At 41.6% G+C, this 19,879-nt stretch carries 17 protein-coding genes; 16 read left to right on the top strand and 1 reads right to left on the bottom strand.

The features are described 5' to 3' along the window. The first annotated feature begins 4 nt into the window (after positions 1–4). The 12 genes from HMPREF1865_RS02960 to HMPREF1865_RS02905 all read left to right on the top strand — a co-directional run bounded on the left by HMPREF1865_RS02960 (position 5) and on the right by HMPREF1865_RS02905 (position 13,635). Positions 5–808, top strand: a complete 804-nt coding sequence (locus HMPREF1865_RS02960; protein ID WP_060919143.1) for a TonB family protein — start codon at positions 5–7, stop codon at positions 806–808. Between the two features lie 161 nt (positions 809–969). Continuing rightward, positions 970–3,033: a TonB-dependent receptor plug domain-containing protein gene (locus HMPREF1865_RS02955; protein ID WP_060919142.1), complete on the top strand. Its 2,064-nt coding sequence runs from the start codon at positions 970–972 to the stop codon at positions 3,031–3,033. A 143-nt stretch (positions 3,034–3,176) separates the two neighbouring features. Further along, positions 3,177–4,160, top strand: a complete 984-nt coding sequence (locus HMPREF1865_RS02950; protein ID WP_060919141.1) for an ABC transporter substrate-binding protein — start codon at positions 3,177–3,179, stop codon at positions 4,158–4,160. After that, a complete protein-coding gene (locus HMPREF1865_RS02945; RefSeq protein ID WP_060919140.1) occupies positions 4,144–5,145 on the top strand; it encodes a FecCD family ABC transporter permease in 1,002 nt (333 codons plus the stop codon). The genes HMPREF1865_RS02950 and HMPREF1865_RS02945 overlap by 17 nt, the downstream gene beginning before the upstream one ends. Then, positions 5,142–5,930: an ABC transporter ATP-binding protein gene (locus tag HMPREF1865_RS02940; RefSeq protein ID WP_060919139.1), complete on the top strand. Its 789-nt coding sequence runs from the start codon at positions 5,142–5,144 to the stop codon at positions 5,928–5,930. Before HMPREF1865_RS02945 ends, HMPREF1865_RS02940 begins: the two co-directional genes overlap by 4 nt. 250 nt (positions 5,931–6,180) lie before the next feature. Then, on the top strand, positions 6,181–6,768 hold the full coding sequence (locus HMPREF1865_RS02935; protein ID WP_060919138.1) for a DedA family protein: 588 nt from the start codon (positions 6,181–6,183) through the stop codon (positions 6,766–6,768). Positions 6,769–6,778: 10 nt separating this feature from the next. Next, positions 6,779–8,410 (top strand): ArnT family glycosyltransferase, encoded by a 1,632-nt coding sequence (locus HMPREF1865_RS02930; RefSeq protein WP_060919137.1) that lies wholly within the window; start codon positions 6,779–6,781, stop codon positions 8,408–8,410. A 489-nt stretch (positions 8,411–8,899) separates the two neighbouring features. Beyond that, entirely contained in the window at positions 8,900–9,853 is a 954-nt protein-coding gene (locus tag HMPREF1865_RS02925) for an ABC transporter substrate-binding protein (protein ID WP_060919136.1), read from the top strand. A 10-nt stretch (positions 9,854–9,863) separates the two neighbouring features. Then, positions 9,864–10,616 carry an ABC transporter permease gene (locus HMPREF1865_RS02920; protein WP_060919135.1) on the top strand — a complete coding sequence of 251 codons (753 nt, stop codon included), beginning with the start codon at positions 9,864–9,866 and terminating at the stop codon, positions 10,614–10,616. 11 nt (positions 10,617–10,627) lie between these two features. Further along, entirely contained in the window at positions 10,628–11,401 is a 774-nt protein-coding gene (locus tag HMPREF1865_RS02915; protein ID WP_004698211.1) for an ABC transporter ATP-binding protein, read from the top strand. A gap of 338 nt (positions 11,402–11,739) precedes the next feature. Further along, entirely contained in the window at positions 11,740–12,537 is a 798-nt protein-coding gene (locus tag HMPREF1865_RS02910) for a uracil-DNA glycosylase (RefSeq protein WP_060919134.1), read from the top strand. A gap of 12 nt (positions 12,538–12,549) precedes the next feature. Further along, positions 12,550–13,635 carry a DUF805 domain-containing protein gene (locus HMPREF1865_RS02905; protein ID WP_060919133.1) on the top strand — a complete coding sequence of 362 codons (1,086 nt, stop codon included), beginning with the start codon at positions 12,550–12,552 and terminating at the stop codon, positions 13,633–13,635. A gap of 159 nt (positions 13,636–13,794) precedes the next feature. Here HMPREF1865_RS02905 and HMPREF1865_RS09350 read toward each other — a convergent pair whose 3' ends face one another. Next, positions 13,795–13,983, bottom strand: a complete 189-nt coding sequence (locus HMPREF1865_RS09350) for a hypothetical protein (RefSeq protein ID WP_072270788.1) — start codon at positions 13,981–13,983, stop codon at positions 13,795–13,797. 47 nt (positions 13,984–14,030) lie between these two features. Here HMPREF1865_RS09350 and HMPREF1865_RS02900 point away from each other — a divergent pair, with 47 nt between their 5' ends. From HMPREF1865_RS02900 to rplI, 4 genes are all read left to right on the top strand, one after another. Next, positions 14,031–16,211: a ribonuclease J gene (locus tag HMPREF1865_RS02900; RefSeq protein WP_072270787.1), complete on the top strand. Its 2,181-nt coding sequence runs from the start codon at positions 14,031–14,033 to the stop codon at positions 16,209–16,211. Positions 16,212–16,404: 193 nt separating this feature from the next. Further along, positions 16,405–17,364, top strand: coding sequence for a DUF2232 domain-containing protein (locus tag HMPREF1865_RS02895; RefSeq protein ID WP_060919132.1), 960 nt, complete (start codon positions 16,405–16,407; stop codon positions 17,362–17,364). Positions 17,365–17,380: 16 nt separating this feature from the next. After that, positions 17,381–19,405 carry a DHH family phosphoesterase gene (locus tag HMPREF1865_RS02890; RefSeq protein ID WP_060919131.1) on the top strand — a complete coding sequence of 675 codons (2,025 nt, stop codon included), beginning with the start codon at positions 17,381–17,383 and terminating at the stop codon, positions 19,403–19,405. Continuing rightward, positions 19,405–19,851 (top strand): 50S ribosomal protein L9, encoded by a 447-nt coding sequence (rplI, locus tag HMPREF1865_RS02885; protein WP_060919130.1) that lies wholly within the window; start codon positions 19,405–19,407, stop codon positions 19,849–19,851. The genes HMPREF1865_RS02890 and rplI overlap by 1 nt, the downstream gene beginning before the upstream one ends. Positions 19,852–19,879: the final 28 nt, after the last annotated feature.

The following is a 19,879-nucleotide window of genomic DNA, read 5'->3' as shown; positions in this document are numbered from 1 at the left end:
TGCTATGGCGAAACAATATGTAGATGTGTGGAAATATCCACATATGACCTATAAAAAAGCCTTTGTTATTGCTACCATTATAAGTATTATTACGGTGGGTGTCGCCTTTATTTCTTTTTCTGATTATATCGAATCTCAAATGACTGGATTGTTACAAATTAATTTTCTCACGGAACAGGAAGCGGAGAAACAAGTAGAGGAAATCAAAGAGCAGATTAAAGAAGAGAAGGTTCATGAGCTTCAACACCAAAAAGAATTGGAAAATAATAACGTTCAACCTGATAACGGTGGAGCTGGTCATGGAGGACAACATGGCAACTCTGCTGTTCCTACAAAAAGTGATGTAAGTCCGTCTAGTCAACAAGCGAGTGCTGGTGAAATAGGAACGGTTAAACAATCTTCTGTTGGTAGCAATACGGGGAGTGGACTTGTCGGAGCTGAAGGTTCTGGGATCGGGTATGCACCAACAGGTAGAGGAGAAGGGCTTAGCAATCGTGAAGGTACCGGAGGTACTGAAGTTGATGTCGGTGGTGGCGGCACATTCAGTTATGATGGGTATTGGAGTAATTTACAAAGTGCAATTAATAGTAATTACCCTACAGATGCATACACTATGGGGATTCAAGGTGATGTGACACTAAGAATTTATTTTGCCCCAGGTGGCAGTGTTGCCAGTGTGGAAGTCCTCAATTCTGATGACCCTATGTTATCAGAACATGCTAGGGAATATGCTTATAGTGTAGGTGGTGCTGAAAATTCTACAGGTACACAGCAATATGCAGATATTACAATTCACTATAATTTATAAGTGTAATGAAAAACTAGTATCTTTATAGATACTAGTTTTTTTATATGTATATATATTACTTTGATAAAATAATATTGATAGTTATTCTTAATGAATATATAATTGAGATTAGATATCGTTTTATGCTATTAGAGCCCTAATATATTTTCTGGAGGTGTGTGATGAAAAAGTCATGGGCAGCACTATTGTGTGTTGTATATCTAACATCTGCTGCAGGTGTGGTAGGTGCAGAAAATAATAGTTCTACAAGTGTAGTTAGTGTGAATGAATCTCAAAATACTGTGAGTGATGAGCAGTCAAGACGTATGAAAGACATTACGGTTACCGCTACTCGTACGGAGGCTTTAGTTCGGGATGTACCAATTGCGACAACGATTATTTCACAAGAAGAAATTAAAAGTCGCCAATATCGTAATTTAGAGCAAGCCTTACAAAGTGTGCCCGGCGTTGCTTTCAGCACCGATGCCCACGGTGGACAAAATATTACGATGCGTGGTGCCGAATCTCGTCATACATTAATTCTTATTGATGGACGACGTGTTACGGGAGAGTTGACGAAAACAAGAGCTAATGCTATGGGCTGGCTTCGTCAAGGCATGGATAATGTGGAGCGCATCGAAATAACGCGTGGTCCTTCGAGTGCCCTTTATGGTTCCGAGGCGAATGGTGGGGTTATTAATATTATTACAAAGCAATCTAGAAAGCCAAGTGTAGAGGTTAATACTGAAATTTCTCGTCGTGATGCATCGAGTGCGACAGGATATAACTTCAATGTATTGGCTCGTAGTGGGCAAAAAGGAAAGTGGAACGGATCGGTCGGTGCAGGTATTCGCAGGAATATAGCGGGTAATAATGATTCTGGCTCGGATAATAATTATCATGGTGATCGGATACCGCTTCATTTTGACGTATCTTATCAAGCGGGAAAAAGAGATAAATTTTCCTTCTTTATAGATCGAGAAACTGAAGACTTGGATATGAATACGAAAAAGGGTAGTTCATTAACTCAATCGGTTGATAAAAATACGACTACTACAAGCACAGGTATTCGTTGGAATGGTCGTCGCGGTCGGTCATCGCTTATGGTGCAGTCTTACTACAATCATTACAAAGACACCTATGATCAATATAAGCGCACGGGTGGCATAAAAAAACTATCCATTTGGGATGAATATTATAATAAAGAATGGATTACAGACGCACAGGTTAACACATCAATCGATAAGAAGAATCTCTTGACTTATGGCGTTCAATTCCGCCGTCAAGAAGCGATTAGTACGCGTATTAATAATGGCTCCATAGCATGGTCAAGAACTCGAGGAGGCATTACAGATACTGCGGGTAAGGCAACCATTAATTACAGTAGTTACTTTGTGCAACATCAATGGAAACCTAGTCGTAAATGGGTAATTATTCCTGCTGTTCGCTACGATACGTCAAATGCATTTGATAGCCATTGGTCGCCTAAGATTGGTGTTACCTATAAAGCAAATGATAGTCTTCGCTTTAAAATGAACTATGGTGCAGGCTACTCCACACCTGGTATGACGGAAATGTATCATCATTGGCTTATGGCATCTAATGTGCCAAGAGGGCGATTAGGGGCTTTCGATATATATTTGCAAGGTAATCCTAATTTGAAACCTGAAAGCTCATATAACTTTGATTTCTCTGTAGAAAAAGATTGGAAACGGACAAATGTTAAGGCGTCCTACTTCCACAATGTTATTAAAAATTATATTGAAAGCGGTGCTAATCGTATTGATATGGCAAATCGCCGTATTTATGTTTCGTATTCCAATTTACCTCGTGCTGTATTGCAAGGTGTGGAATTATCTGTAAATCATAAACTCAATGATAAATGGGATGTATTCGGTAACTATACTTATTTGGATGCGAAGAATGACGTTACCCATAATCGTCTGTTAAACCGTGGTCGTCATGTATTCAGTGGTGGTGTTAATTATCATCAAGGTCGCTGGACTGGCGCGTTCTGGGGTAATTATTATATTAATTACCTTGATGGCATTGATGCTATCGTTGTTAACCCACGTCTCAGTATCCCGAAAAAGAAAAATATTCAAACTTGGAATGTTATGGTGACTCGTCAGTTGAATGATAATGCATCCATGTATGTAGGGGTTGAAAATATATTTGGCGAAAAACAAGACTTACGGGATATTCATGGCGCTACTTATCGCATGGGTCTTAACTTGCGTATGTAATAGTGAGATATTAATGTACGCATGAAATACTGAGGCCTTAATGTATGAATGAAATATATGCATATGTATTGGTGTATGTAATATAGTGGCATTAATTTGAAACTATAATGTATGAGGTTTAGCTTGCATAAGTAATCTGCGAGGTGATCATTATCAATAAGCCGTTATTATGTTTATTGGGGATTGTTGCCGTTGTGGGAGCTTTCACTACGGTTATAAGTTTTGAAGGTAAGCGAGAGGTATTCAGCGAGGCTGGTGCTATTCAGATTGAAGATGATACGAAGCAAATTGTGTCGTTGCCGAGTGTAGCAAGTCGTGTAGTATCCATTTCTTCGGCGGATAGTGAATTACTCATCGCTTTAGGTGTTAGCCCCGTAGGCGTAGTAAATTCAAGGGAGTTACCGGCAGATGTGCAGGCTAAAATTGCACAGTATCCGAATATGAATAGTGCTGTATCTCCAAGTATTGAACGAATTATTATGTCCGACCCGAATCTCGTTATCGGCATTGCCATGCCGTTTCAAACGACGTTACGCAAAGCATTTAATGCGAATCATATTCCTAGCTTTTACCATTTATCCTCCAATTATGATGACATCATGGACCATATTCGACATGTGGGCACCATGACTGGTCATAATAGGGAGGCGGCTACGTTGGTCCAGAAATATAATGATATCCTAACGGAAATCATACAGCGTCATAAAGATGAGTCTGCACCGCGTGTTCTCATCGTTTTTGGGACACCTACGAGTTACCAACTAGCCTCCAGTAAAACATATGTGGGAGATATTTTCCAACGATTAGGGGCAAAAAATGTGGCTGATGTATATTTGCCGCAAGATGTATCTGAGAATGCTTTGGATGGATATATTCCGCTTAATCTGGAGACGATGGCCGTTCTTGATTGTGACAAGGTTATCTTGATTAATCATGGCAGTAGCGGTGAGAAAGATATAGCAGCTTTTAAAAAGGCTTTTAAAACGCCGGCATGGCAAAATGTACCTGCTATTGCTAATGGGAATATAGAGGTCTTGCCAGGTCCGTTGTTTGCGTCGGTGCCGACCGCTCGAATGGATCAAGTGTTATTATATGCGGAAAAGGTGTTATATGGAGAATCTCATTAATGTGCAGGAACGTCGTGGCTTACGCGTTTTTGTGGCTGCGCTGATTCTGTTAATAGCAGGGGTGTTGCTGAGTATGAAATTGGGCGCCGTTCCATTAACTTGGGGCGAATTATACCAAATCATAACGGGTGGCGACACATCGAAAATTGGTCAAATTATCATGACTATACGTTTACCACGTGTTGTAGTGGGCTTTTTAGCGGGCATGAATCTTGCCTTAGCTGGCGTGATTTTACAAGGCATCTTGCGAAATCCTTTGGCGGATCCCGGCATTATCGGTATTACCTCTGGCGGTGCTTTGGCGGCTATGATCATCATGATTCTCATGCCTACTTACGTTATGCTTGTTCCTATTGGTGCTTTTGTTGGTGCGTTAGTGGCATCGTTTTTGGTTTACGGTATTTCTTGGCAAGGTGGACTTAATCCGTTGCGCCTTATCTTAGCCGGTGTGGCTGTAGCGGCTTTCTTCGGCGGGTTTAATACGATTCTGTCCGTGTTTTATCCGGATCGTGTTCAAGGAACGGTGAGCTGGATGGCAGGTGGTTTTGTAGGGCGCAGCTGGGACGATGTGATGATGATTTGGCCTTATACGGCTATAGGTATTATTGGATCTATGATATCTATCAGATGGCTTACATTGCTCAGTTTAGGTGATGACACGGCACGTACCTTGGGGGTACATGTTGAAAGATGTCGATTGTCCTTACTCGTATTAGCCTCTTTGTTAGCCGCATCAGCGGTGAGCGTGTCGGGGATGTTGGGATTTGTAGGTCTTATAGTGCCTCATGTGGCGCGCCTCATCGTAGGTGTGGATTACCGTTACTTGATTCCTACGTCTATGGTCTTTGGTGGTATATTAATTGTTTATGCAGATACATTGGCGCGCATGATGATTGCGCCTGGTGAAATTCCTGTAGGCGTACTGATGAGCTTCTTGGGTGCTCCATTCTTCTTGTATCTATTGAAAGGGGTGGGGCAAAGATGAGTGTGTTAATCGTCGATAATATAACGGTAGGCTATGGAAAACGATTGATACTGGAGAATCAATCTATCGTCTTTGATAAACCGGAAATAATATCTATTATTGGTCCAAATGGTTCGGGAAAATCAACGTTTTTGAAAGCTTTGGCGCGGCTTATCAAGATAAAACAAGGGACTATATCGTTAGATGAAAAATCTTTACATTCGTGGAATACAAAGGAATTAGCGCGTCATATAGCTTTGTTACCGCAAATTACGACCGCCCCTGAAGGAATGTTAGTTGAGCAGTTGGTTCGATCCGGACGAAATCCGTATGTATCGATTTTTAAGGAACTATCTGATGCGGATTTAGCTGCTGTGGAGCAGGCGATGAAATGCACAGATGTATGGAAATATCGGTATCGGCAAATAGGGGAACTATCCGGCGGTGAACGGCAGCGCGTATGGCTTTCATTAAGTTTGGCGCAAGAACCGAATATTCTACTCCTCGATGAACCGACTACCTATCTCGATAGTCGCCATCAAATTGAGTTGATGGAGCTAGTTAAACGCACACAGCGGGAACGAAATATTATGGTCGTTATGGTGCTCCATGATTTGAATCTAGCTTTGCGCTATAGTGACCGCATTATTGCTATTAAAGAGGGAGCTATTGTAGGTGATGGAACTCCGCATATGATGATGACCCCAGAGAATTTAGCAGAGTGGTTCGGTATTAAAGCGGATATTTTACAAAGTCCTCGCAGTGAAGAAACATGTCCTATATGTGTACCATATGGTCTTGCTTAAATAGAGGAACTTAAATGCTATATACTAGTTAATTGTTAGCTGTTTTTACTGAAATGTACACAATAGCAAAAAAGCTATTTCGAAAATTGCATACTGTTTATACCTTAAAGAGACCCCACCTGTGGTGAGGGTCTCTTTATTATGGTAAAATATATAGTGTACTAAATGGTTGGGTGAAATTTTCACGAAATGATGTACCAGAATAAGTACATTATAGAACCCGGATGGGGATTTTTAATGAGGTAAAATAGTGGAATATATTATTTCGTTTATGGAAACATATGGCTATACGGCCATGTTTATTGCAATGGTTCTAGAAAATGCTAACGTGCCTATTCCAAGTGAAATCGTACTTGGTTTTGCGGGGTATTTGATAGCTCAAGGCATATTTGATATGCATACAACAATGGTGGTAGGTATCTTAGCAGGTATTGTTGGTTCTATGGTATCCTACTGGATGGGTGAGCATGGTGGGCGCCCTTTATTATTGAAATATGGTAAATATATATTCTTTAATGAACATAAATTTGAACTGGCAGAAAAGATGTTTAATAAATATGGCGGTGTAGCTGTATTTTTTGGTCGACTTTTACCTGGTGTTCGTACCTTTATCTCCTTCCCTGCAGGAATGGCACGCTATCCCATGTGGCATTTCATCATCTGGACGGTACTCGGTACGATTCCTTGGACGATTTTGCTCGTTTACTTAGGCAAGGTGCTTGGTGAAAATTGGCAAGACCTTATCGAGTACAATCATGAGTTCTTGATTGTTATGATTGTTGTATTTGTCATTATAGCTGTAGTACTGGGCTTTAGATACTATCGTAATCGTCGATAAGGAGGCCCTTATGAAACTCTCTCGATTAACACCAGTCGTATTTATTGTGTGGCTAGTGTTTTATATGTTTGGCAATAATATGTTGCCTGTTACAGATCCCGTTGAATCTAATTATGCGTTAACAGCAAAGGAAATGGTTCTTTCAGGTGATTGGCTATCTCCGCAGATTTATGGTACTTATTGGTACGATAAACCCATCATGATTTATTGGCTCATTGCTCTTGGCTTTAAAATCTTTGGAATTGCTGATTGGGTGGTGCGCCTACCGAGTGCTATTTTTGGTGCTTTGTCGGTGGCGACCATGTATCAATCTACGCGTACCATGAGCGGTAAGTGGGCACTTGGTCTCATTGGGGCATCCGTTCTAGGCACATCTCTCATGTTCTGGACCGTAGCACATGGCGTTATTACGGATATGGTGCTCCTCTATACGACGTTGATGGTCATGATTTACTCCTACAAGGGACTGGTAGAACAGAAACCGTATGCCATGATTGTAGCCTATGTATTCGCAGCGTTAGGCGTACTCACTAAAGGTCCGGTAGCCATTGTGTTGCCTGGTATGATTCTACTTGTTTTTGCAGGTATTAATCGTTCTTGGTCTATGGTGAAAGCCATCTTCGATTGGCGTGGCATTTTAGCTTTTTGTGTAGTTTGTTTGCCGTGGTATGTGTACATGTACAGTGTTCATGGTCAAGACTTTATCAATGGCTTCTTAGGGCTTCACAATGTGACTCGCGCTACTCAATCGGAGCATCCAGAAGATAATGTGTGGTGGTATTATCTCGCTATCTTCCTTGGTGCTTCTATGCCGTGGACGGGTGCTGTTATTTACGGTATAATCGATGGTTTTAAACAACGTCATACAGGGTTTATCTATAATATGACTTGGGGTGTTGGAATTGTGCTATTCTACACCTTGATGGCAACAAAATACCCTCTATATACCTTTGTTAGCTTAGTCCCATTTAGTGCTATTGGTGCTTTGGGCGTTATGAAACTTATTCGCAAAGGCAAATCTAGAGCCTTAAAATGGATTATTATGGGGCCGACGTTGCTTTTGTGGATTGCTTATGTAGCAGGTTCTTTCTTCGCACCATGGGGTTTTTATTGTTTGCTCTATGTCGTGGTTGCTATGGCAATATTGGCTATGTTCTATACATGGTATACGAAAAGAGGATATCGTTTAGTTACAATTATTGTCCTTGGTACGATGGTTATATCTTCTATAGTTGTTATGGAAGGTTTAGAGCCATTCGTTAAGCAACGTAGTAATATTGATGTTGTTCCAGTAGTGGATTCCTATGAAGGGGATGTCTATTACTATAACGGCTATAGTACGGCTGTTGTGTATTATACGGGTCATAAGGTTATCAAGATTAATGGTGATGAAAGTCGCTGGGATGATCGAGATAAATTAAAAAAACGTAGCGCTGAATGGCAGAAAAAATATCTTATGGAACAAGTAAGTGAAGAGGAATTTAACAAGATTATCGAATCTGGTAAGCCACTTATGTTAATCGTTCCAAAAGGGGAAATTAAGCATTTCCATCAGTCCTCCATTTATCCACATGTATCTGAGTCTAGTGAAGCAGGTACATCTGAAGTTTACGTATTAAATAAAAAGACTCTATTCAAATAATTGTGAAAACTTAATAAACATTAAAAACAGGTAGTATCCAATGATATGTATCCCCTTTACTGGTTGTCTAGTAAAGGGGGTACATATCACAACGAATACTATCTGTTTTTTTGTTAATTAGCACCTTACCACTTTTCGTTAATTAGTTGTTTGCTGTTTTTGGTTAATTAAAATCTTGCGGTTTTATGTTATCTGAAAGTTTACTGGTGTTGATCCTATATATACTATCTATTTATTTGCCTTTTATATTAAAATGCTTATTTAAATGAATAGGATCTTGTCTATATTGACATTTTTCGTACATAAATAATAATACCTACAATATTAATATGATTTATTGACATAATTAATACATATTGATATAGTAGGTTATATTAAGTTTAGAAGACGAGGTGTTCTAAAGCCTGATTTCATCTAAGGTATAGAAAAATGCGGAAAATGATATGAGTCATAAACGCCCCTTGTTGTGAGGTAGAAAGAGGGGACATTATGAAGAAATTTTGGTATCTATTCATTGCTATCGTGCTGTTGATAGTAAGTGGGCTAGCGTATGGTTATCATGAACACAGTAAACCAAAGACCGCCCAAGAATTAAAAACCGTGCGCGTTGCGTATTTACCGATTACGCATGCGCTACCCGTATTTGCTATGAAGGAATTGGAGACAGCAGATGGTCCCGTTCATGTAGAGCTTGTTAAATACGGTTCCTGGCCGGAACTCATGGATGCGCTCAACACCGGTAAAGTAGACGCTGCAGCCGTTCTCGTTGAGCTCGGTGTAAAGGCTCGTGAACAGGGAATTGATGTGCGCGCAACGGCATTAGGTCATACGGAAGGTAACATTATCGTTGTAAATAACAATATTAACTCTGTACAGGATTTAAAAGGCAAATCCTTTGCTATCCCTCATAAGCAATCAACTCAAAAAATCCTTGTAGACCTCATGCTTGAACGGGCGGGTCTTAGCGAGAAGGACGTACAGATAGTGGAGATGAGTCCTCCCGAAATGCCGTCCGCATTGTCGGTCGGTCAAATCGCTGGATATAGCGTGGCGGAGCCTTTCGGTTCTCTTGCTATAGAAATGGGAGCTGGGAAGGTCTTTGAAGACCCTGATCACTTATGGCATGACAATATTTGCTGCGCCCTCGTATTCAACGGTCAATTCGTCGATGAACACCACGATTTGGCGAAGGCTTTCACAAAAGCTTATCTCGATGCAGGTACGTATTTAGACGAGCATCCGGAGGCGCAAAAGGAGATTTCCTTAAAATACATGAAGTTTAAGGATCCTGTTATTGAACGTTCCCTCAAAGTGATTGGGTTTAAAGATTTAGCCCTTACAGAGGAGCGTTACAATGCGCTCGTGCATCACATGACACATATTGATTTAATCAAAAACGTGCCGAGCTATTTAGAGTTTGTAGATCAAACATTGTTACCATAGGAGGGGGACCATGAAGAAATATACATATGTGCCGGGCTCATTTATCGCAGCGTGGCTAATTTGGGAGCTGGTTGTTCGCCTCGGCGGATTTAACGAAGCCTTGTTGCCGACGCCGTACAAAGTGTTGCTCGGCTTTGGGGAGCTCATCGGAGACGGCGTGTTATTCAAGGATGTTGCGGACAGTTTGGTGCGCTTTTTCATAGGCTATGTCATTTCCGTCGTAGCCGGCGTGTTTTTAGGCCTTATTTTAGGCTGGTATAAAGGCATTTGGAACTATATAAATCCCATCGTTCAGGTGATTCGTCCTATTTCACCGGTGGCATGGTTGCCGTTTATCGTACTGTTTTTCGGTATCGGACAGGCGCCGGCCATCGTTATCATCTTTATCGCGGCGTTTTTCCCGGTTCTATTGTCCACGGTGTCCGCGATTCAGAATATCGATCCCGTATATATCAAGGTGGCTCGAAATTTTGGCATCAAACAGCCGGAACTGTTATTTAAAATTGTATTGCCCGCCGTGTTTCCCGGTATTGCATCGGGCCTTCACATCGCGCTCGGCACGGCGTGGATCTTCCTGGTGACAGGGGAAATGGTAGGCTCTCAGACGGGTCTTGGATTCCTCATCATCGATATGCGGAATAATTTGCGTAACGACCTTCTGATGGTGGCGATTTTGACGATTGGCTTTGTAGGTCTTTTGCTCGATTGGGGCGTATCCCTCATCGAAAAATGGATTTATAGACGTTGGGGCATTGAGAAATAGGAGGTGGACGTATGGGTTACATTTCGGTGCGCAATGCACACAAGGAATTTATGAAAGATGGAGAACCGCTCACCATCCTTGAAAATATTAATCTGGACATTGAACGAGGTGAATTTATTTGCCTTTTAGGTCCTTCCGGGTCCGGTAAAAGCACGCTTTTAAATGCTATGGCCGGCTTTGAGCTCGTTACTTCGGGCTCTATTACCATCGACGGCGCGGAGGTGAAAGCACCTCAACTGCGGTATGTAACGGTCTTTCAAAATTACGGACTGTTGCCGTGGCGAACGGTGGAAAGCAATATTGAACTGGGCCTTGAAAGCAAGAATGTACCTAAGGAAGAGCGACCTGCTATCATCGACAAATACGTGAAAATGGTGGGGCTCGACCATGCGCGCAATCGCTATCCGGCGGAGTTGTCCGGTGGGATGCAGCAACGTGTATCCATTGCGCGGGCGTTGGCGGTCGATCCGGACATTATCTTCATGGATGAACCGCTAGGGGCCCTCGATGCGTTGACACGCATCAATTTACAGGATGAAATCTCCCGTATCTGCCGTGAAGAGGGTAAAACGGTCGTATTCGTTACGCATGATATCGAAGAGGCGGTGGTTCTTGCGGATCGCGTCGTAGTGCTCGCTGCTAATCCGGGACGGGTGCAAACCATTATCCCCGTCAATCTCATCGATAGGACGGACCGGACCTCGGCGTCCTTCGTCAATATTCGAAACCACATATTTGAACAATTCCAACTCGCCAAAGAAGACAAAATCGAGTTTTATATTTAAGTGTTTTTTATATAAGATCTCTTTTTATCTACTTTGCATCCATATTCTGCATTAAACGTATGGATATCCTATATCAAATATATCGAGACTCTACATTAAATCCATCAATATTTTGCCTTAGAGATTTATTTATATTCTGCATTAAATCTTCAGAAATACATGGTAATATGAATACAATATTATTCTTATGCAATATGTGTAATCATTAGGTGTTATAGATATATCGATAGTATTATAGTTATATAAGTTATAGTGTATAAATATAGCATATAAAGAAATACAATATATAAAGAAGTGCTTAATGTATGGTTTTGTAGGATATAAACTTTGGAGGGACTATGTCCTTATTTGAATTAGATGAAGCAAAAGCGATGGATTTTGATGCGTATCTTGCGTCGTTTGATGCGAAGCGAGTGGAAAAAGTGCAGCAGTTTGTAGATTGGCTCGGTCAATATAGGGGTGAGCTTACCCACAATCCGTGGGGCGAGGTAAATTCTGAGCTAGAAATCATTCAACCCGATTTTGATGCGGCTCAGGTGCGTCGCAATAATTTGATAGCATATTTGTTGCCTCGGTTGGGTCGCTCTAAAATCTTTGTGGTAGCTGAAGCGGTTGGGTATCAAGGTGGTCGCTTTTCGGGCATTGCCATTACTTGTGAGCGTATGTTACTGGATAAACATAAAGCGATTCGAGCTCATCAGATAACGCCTATTACGTTACAGCGGACTAGTTCACCTACGAGTTCAATGTTGAAACGCACTCAACAGGAACAAGGCTTTAACGAGCCTACGGACACGGTGGTGTGGAGCGCTATCATTGAACAAGGTATTAATCCGTACGATGCGTTGCTGTGGAATATATTTCCCTTTCACCCTCATAAGTTGGGTGAACCGCTTACCAATCGAACACCAACAGAAACGGAGCAACAATTGGGTTGGGAATATACGAAACGGTTGTTGGAGCTACACAATGAATTAGGTGGGCCTGAACCTCTCATACTCGCGGTAGGACAAAAATCCGCTGACACGATGGGCCGATTTGGTCTTGCTGCCATCGGACTTAGACATCCTGCTAACGGCGGAGCTAATTTATATCGTGAAGGTTTTGCTAAAGCTGTAGAGCGCGTATTGAGATAGAGGAGAATAGATATGAAACGTTATTGTGACTCTTGCCGTCAATATTGTGACGAGGCAGCTATGTTCTGTCCTAAATGCGGTCAGTATACGTCCCTGGTTGAGGTTGAGCGAATCGCACCGGAAGGGGAAATTATCTATCCTTTGGCTCATTATCAGCTAAGTTATAAGGATACATTTCTCTATGTAGTAGGTCGTAAATTTATAGATGCAAATGGCCGGGCTTCCCGAGGGGAGTTCTTTCGATTTCTGTTGATATGGCTATTAGTCATGGCTGGAATTCTAGCCGTTTTTTATGGACTTACGGTTGGACTCAATCTAGGCGTTTATTTAATCTTTTTTGCATGGTTTTTACTGATAACCGTTGGGCTTCTTTCGTTGATTCCCCTACTTGCGCTATGTGTTCGTCGCCTTCATGACACGGATAAAAGTAGTGCCCTTATATTTCTATTACTAATCCCCCTTATTGGACCATTAATTTTATTTGTTTTCATGTGTTTGAAAGGAAAACAAGAGGATAATCAATATGGTGAGGCGTTGAGGAATATCGTTATTGATAACCGGTTAGCTTCTATTATGAAAGTATCGCCTACGAGCAGTTCTTTAACGACTCAAATTCTTGTTGTATTGCTTGTGAGTGCCGTTTGTATATATGGTGTTTCTTCTAGCTCTATGGCTCCAGATAATAAAACGAAATTAAGTGGATGGCTTACGAACCTTATTGTTGGCGAAGGTAGTGAGGAAGCTGCACAGGCAGCGGCACAGGGCTATTTTGATGCGGTAAATGAAAAGGACTATGACAAGGCTTTCACCTATGTTACGAGTCAGGGCAATACGAATCCCGTAGAAAAGCAAAAATGGTTAGAATCAATGAAGTCTGCACCGAAGCAAATCACTGTGGGACCTTTACGGTGGAAACAAATTAGCTTTGTAAATAATAGAAAGCGGATCATTTGTGAGGCGGATTTACAAATCACTAAGCCTGGTGAAGGCGCCGTTGAGGCAAGTCACATGACGCGATATATATCTTTCCTTGAAGAAGATGGTGAATGGCGTATCGAAGGCTTTTATAATGAAATGCCTAAGATAAAAAAAGAATAGCAATTTTGGGGGCGGTTCGCTTTGAGCTGCCCCTTTTAATGGTAGAGGGAATTGATTTTACTTTTAATGAAACAATAGTAGAACTCTTTTGCTAATATTATTTTTATGTTATAATGAGCACAACGTATGAAAGTGAGACTTTCATCAAAACAGATCGGACTATATTGCACTGCGTATCGGATAAGGACGAATACATGAGTCTTTTGCGGCTGACGTATCTGATAGTGCACTATACTCATTTGCTGCGGCAAATGGCACACAAACTAGGAACGGCAAAATTTGATAGCGCATTTTTGCGCCCATTTGACGAGACGCTAGTATAATAGCGCCTTTTTCTTTGTGTGGCATTTCCTCGTGGCATAGATCAATTCAAGTGATAGGTGAGAAAAGAAACTATGTTAAATAAAATAATGAACAAAATTTTAGGAGGAACTGTGAATACAACAGATAATCAGGTTACTGCACAAGTGAAAGCAGAGCCGACAGTAGCAAAAACTGCTACTCTTACAGCTGCGGCGGAAGGCGAACAAAAACAAACTCGTCGCCGTACAAATACGCGCCGTCCTGCTGGCGAAGGTCGTACTCGTCAACAAACAGCTGGTGAAGGTGAAGGCACAACACGCCAACGCCGTACTACAAATACTCGCACAAGTGCGAATGGTGGTCGTACGAATACGACTCGCCGTACAAATACACGTCGCAACGCTGAGCAAGGTGAAGGTCAAGAACGCAAAACTCGCCAAACTCGTGCACCGCGTGGTGAACGTAGTGAAAATACGCGCAACACGCGTACTAATAATAACGGTCGCAACGGCCAAAATGGTCAAAACCGCAATAACAACCGTCCGAATAACCGTTCCACGAACTGGAATCATCAAGAGGAACAAGTGGAGTTAATCGGTCGTACACCAAATGGCGCCAACAAGGGTAAATTCCAAATCATCCCACTTGGTGGTCTTGGTGAAATCGGCAAAAATATGACCATCTTCCAATACGAGGACGAAATTATCGTTCTTGACTCTGGTCTTGCGTTTCCTAGTGAAGACATGCTTGGCGTAGACATCGTTATTCCTGATATGAGCTATATCATCGAGAATAAGGATCGTGTGAAAGCTGTCGTAATTACTCATGGTCATGAGGACCATATCGGCTCCTTGGCGTACCTAATGAAAGAAATTAACTGCCCAGTATATGCAACAAATCTCGTTTGTGGCTTAATTGAAGGCAAGTTTAAAGAACATAAGGTATCTCCAAAATGTCTTCGCACGATTGCCGCAGGCGATGAAGTTCAAATTGGTCAAGTGACTGTTGGTTTTATCCAAACAAATCACTCCATTCCTGACTCCTGCGCTGTATATTTTGATACACCAATCGGTACTATACTTCATACAGGTGACTTTAAAATCGACCAAACTCCAGTTGATGGCCGTTTGATGGATATGCACAAATTTGCTGAGCTCGGCAACAAAGGCGTATTAGCGTTGATGTCTGACTCTACAAACGTTGAAAAACCAGGTACTACAGGCTCTGAAAGCTCCGTAGGTCCTGCGATTAAACAAGCGGTTGGCGAAGCGAAAGGTCGCGTTGTTTTGGCAACATTCGCATCTAATGTATCCCGTATTCAACAAGCTGTTGATGCGGCGGTTATGTTTAACCGTAAGGTTGTAGTCATGGGTCGCAGCATGGTAAATGTTACAGAAATCGCACAAGAACGCGGTTACTTGAACATTCCACCAAATACAATCATCGACGTAGACGTAATGCACAACTACACAGATGACCAAATCATGATCTTAACAACTGGTTCTCAAGGTGAACCGATGGCAGGCTTGTCCCGTATGGCAACAAGCAACCATCGTACTGTAGAATTGGCTCCGAATGATACGGTTATCATCTCTGCTACACCAATTCCAGGCAACGAAGGCGCTGTAGGTAGAACTATTGATAACTTGCTTCGTTTAGGTTGTAATGTAGTATACGGTAAAGACCGTGGTATCCACGTATCTGGTCATGCGAGCCAAGAAGAGCTTAAAACAATGCTTAACCTTGTTCGTCCAGAATACTTTATCCCAGTTCATGGTGAGTACCGCATGTTGCGCCGTCATGGTGAACTCGGTGTGGCTATGGGCGTAGATCCTAAGAAGGTCCTTATCGGCGACAATGGTCAAATCTTTGAATTTGATAAAGATGGTGGTCGCAAAGGTGGCCGAGTACAAGCTGGTGCTATCTTCGTTGATGGTCTTGGTGTTGGTGACGTAGGTAATATCGTTATCCGCGATCGTCAACAATTGGCACAAGAAGGTATGGTTATCGTCGTTATGGCGATGGACAAAGCTTCTGGCACTATCGTAGCCGGTCCAGACCTCGTATCTCGTGGTTTCGTATACGTTCGTGATGCAGAAGAACTCATGCTTGCTGCAGAACGCCGCGTAGAACAAGTTCTTGATGATTGTGAAATGCAACGCATCAAAGATTGGACAACAATCAAGCAAAACGTACGTGACGTATTGGGTAAATTCTTCTATGAAAAAACTCGCCGTCGTCCTATGATCTTGCCGATTATTCAAGACGTATAATCTTATACAATACAGAAAAGTACCGCACCTCATGGTGTGGTACTTTTGACATTTTAAAAGAGAAATAAAAACTACCATTAATAGCATTGCTATCGCATTCGTCTACTATATGGGGTATTTGAAGTTACCCTTTTAAACTGTTATAATTAAAAGATACCAATTAATATATCTTCTTATGTAAGAATGGTGATTTATGAATAAAACAAATACAAGAGCAATGGTGGAAACTGCATTTGTATCGACCATTGTTGTTATGTTAACTATAGTGGGATCGACAGTGCCCTTCCTTAGTTTGCTTGCAACGTTAGTTGCACCTTCTGGGATTGCACTCATTGGTATCCGTTGGGGTAGCCGATATAGTTGCGCCGCGTCAGTGGTGGCATTTGTTCTCGTTTCACTTTTAGTAGGTCCATTAATGGCAATGGCTACTATTTTGGCGTATTCTTTGCCGAGTATTTTTCTTGGTGAAGCTTTTAGAGCGAATTGGTCCTTTGGTAAGCTCATCGTTATACCAGCTATTGCACTTACTTTAACGAGTCTTATAGGAATTTTAATTTCTGCAGGCCTTACATCTTTTGATTTGTCTCAGATTAGTCGAATGATTGATGTAGACCTTAAGAATGCTATTATTGAGTCTGTAAAGCAACAACCTATGACACAAGAGCAAATGGATGCATATATCAACCGTTTAGATTTTGCGTTCCAGCAAGCAAAGCGAATGCTTTTAGCTTATTGGTTTGCAGCTAATGCGATAGTGATTTATATTTTAGCCAAGCTTGTATCCTATATTGGTCGTCGCACAAATAGTGTAATGCGTACGTTACCCACAATGGATACGTGGCGCATGCCAATTTGGGGTGCTGGCGTATTAGCGGTTGGTATTATCCTTGCTTATGTTGGACCATATCTTGGTTATACTGAAAGTATTCTTGCTGATATAGGTCTTAATCTAGCCTTGTTTGGTGCTATGATTTGTGGCCTTAATGGCATTACATGCTTACTATCCATCATGAAGTCTTACAATTTAGCAGGCTTTTTCAAGTTTGTTATTATAGCTTTTTTGTATATGATGAGTCCATTGGCACTCGTTATATATGGTATTTTTGATATGTTTTTAGATATGCGAGCACGTTTCGAAAAACGTAGCTCTTAATAGAAAGGAGGCCGTTATGAAATCCTTTCAACGGAAATGGAAAGGTTTAGAAATTTCCATTATTGCCGTTATTGTATTATTGCTATTATTGTTGGCCTATTTAAACTGGGCCGTTGCAATTTTAGCTTTTATCATTGTATTAGCGGCATATTTGGTTAATTACAATACCATTCATAATCGGCGTCGTTTGGCAAGGGAACAGCTTGGAGCGATGATGAAGAACGTCACTCAAGCTTCGAACTTTGCCTTACAAAATTTGCCAATGGGGATTGCCCTCGTTAATAAGCAAGGCACATTGGTGTGGAACAATAGCGTTTTCGCAGACTGGGTTAAAGTAGACTGGAATAAAATTCAAAAAATGTCCGCTCTTTTACCGGGATTCCGTATCGATAAAATCTGGGGTAAATCTGGATATATGACGGAACAATACGAAGATAAGTATTTCCAAATTATTTACAAATTCATAGATCCTCGCGATACGCGACCAGAGATTGATAGTGATGATGAACTGGCTGAACATGCAGTTATGGCGCTTTACTTCAAGAATATTACGGAAGTAGAAAAGGCGCGTATCAAGGCGGAAGAAGGTCAGCCTGTATGGGGTATGATTCAGATTGATAATCTTGAAGAATTGACGAAAGGCCTCAGTGACCGCGATTACACAAATATTTGGACTGATATTAACAATATTATTGTAGACGAAATCGACGGTAATGAAGGCTTTATTCGTAATTTCCAAGACGATATGTATACCTTTGCTATTTCTCGTGGCGCTCTCCACGCGATGGAGGAAAACGGTTTTAAAATTCTTGAAAGAGTTCGTAAATTACCATCTCCGCGTCAGGTGCCAGCTACGATTTCTATTGGTATTAGTGAAAATGTAGGCTCTGTGAAAGATGTATCTGGCCGAGCTCGTGCAGCCTTAGATATCGCATTAGGTCGCGGTGGTGACCAAGTGTGTATTATGGATGGTGAAAGTACGCGCTTCTTTGGCGGTAATACGGCAGGCGTTGAGAAGAATACGCGCGTTCGTGCTCGTGTTGTATCTCAAGCTATACATGAGCTTATGATTGATTCTGATAAGATTCTTATCATGGGGCATCAACGCGAAGATTACGATGCGTTAGGCGGTATTATCGGTGTAGCCGCCATTGCTCGAGCACTTGGTAAAGACGTGCGCATTGCGCTTTCAAAAGAAACTAGCGCCATCGATAAAATGGTGAATGTTCTTAACGAGTCAGAGTTCTGGCAAGAGAATATTATTACTGCAGAAGCTGCAAGAGTATGGGTAGATGCGAATACGCTCACTGTCGTGTGTGATACGCACCGTCAAGAAATGGTAGCGGCTCAAGAGGCGCTTGAAATTTCTGAACGACGCATCGTTATCGACCATCACCGTCGTGCAGCGGACTTTGTAGAAAATCCATTGCTTACCTATTTGGAACCATCTGCATCATCTACATCTGAGCTCGTAACAGAGCTTGTTCAATATGCAGGTGTTCCTGTGAAACTTTCAAAAGCGGAAGCTACAGGCATTTATGCAGGTATCGTATTAGATACGAAGAACTTTGTTCAACAAACTGGGGCACGTACCTTTGAGGCGGCAGCATTCTTGCGCCGTGCAGGGGCAGATATCGAACGAGTTAAACAATTATTTATTGAAACCTTCGATTCTATCCAATTGCGTGCTAAAATGGTATTTGAAGCAAGTCGTACTGAAGGGATTGCTATTTCCGTAGCTCCTGAAGGTTTGAAGGATATGATGGCGTTGGCTGCACAAAGTGCGGATATGCTCATCAGTAATGAAGATATTGAAGCAGCCTTTGTACTATATTCCTTGAATGAGGGTGGTATCGGCGTCAGCGCTCGATCCAAAGGCAAGGTAAACGTACAAGTTGTAATGGAAGCCTTGGGTGGTGGTGGTCACAGAACCGTGGCTGGTGCTCAATTACAAGGTATGACCGTAGAGGAAGCGAAGCAGGCCATCTTGGAGCATGCTCTTGAGGCGCTTCATTCCGCAGAACAAGAGGAGGAACAATAATGAAAGTAGTATTGTTAGAAGACGTTAAAAAAGTTGGTAAAAAAGGCGAAATCGTTGAAGTTAGCGATGCATATGGTCGTAATGTATTGATTAAAAAAGGTCTTGGTCTTGAAGGTACAACGACTAATGTAAACAATGCGAAACAAAAACAAGAATCTATTGCTCACCACAAGGTTGTAGCGAATGACGAAGCTAAAATCTTGGCAGCTCAATTGACTAAGGTTGAAGTAACTGTAAAAGTTCGCATGGGTGAAGAAGGTCGCGTATTCGGTTCCGTTACTGCAAAAGATATTTCCGATGCTGCTAAAGCTCAATACAAAGTAGATATCGATAAAAAGAAAATCGAAATCAAAGAACCATTGAAAACATTGGGCGTACATGACGTATTAGTTCGTGTTCATCCTGAAATTACAAGTACTATCAAGGTTAATGTAGTAGCCGAATAATAGTATTCACCATGCTCTTTGAGTATGG

The sequence above is a fragment of the Veillonella parvula genome, from assembly GCF_001553335.1.
GTDB lineage: Bacteria > Bacillota > Negativicutes > Veillonellales > Veillonellaceae > Veillonella > Veillonella parvula_S.
Note: the sequence above shows the minus strand (reverse complement) of the source record. Positions and strands in the feature narration are given on the sequence as shown.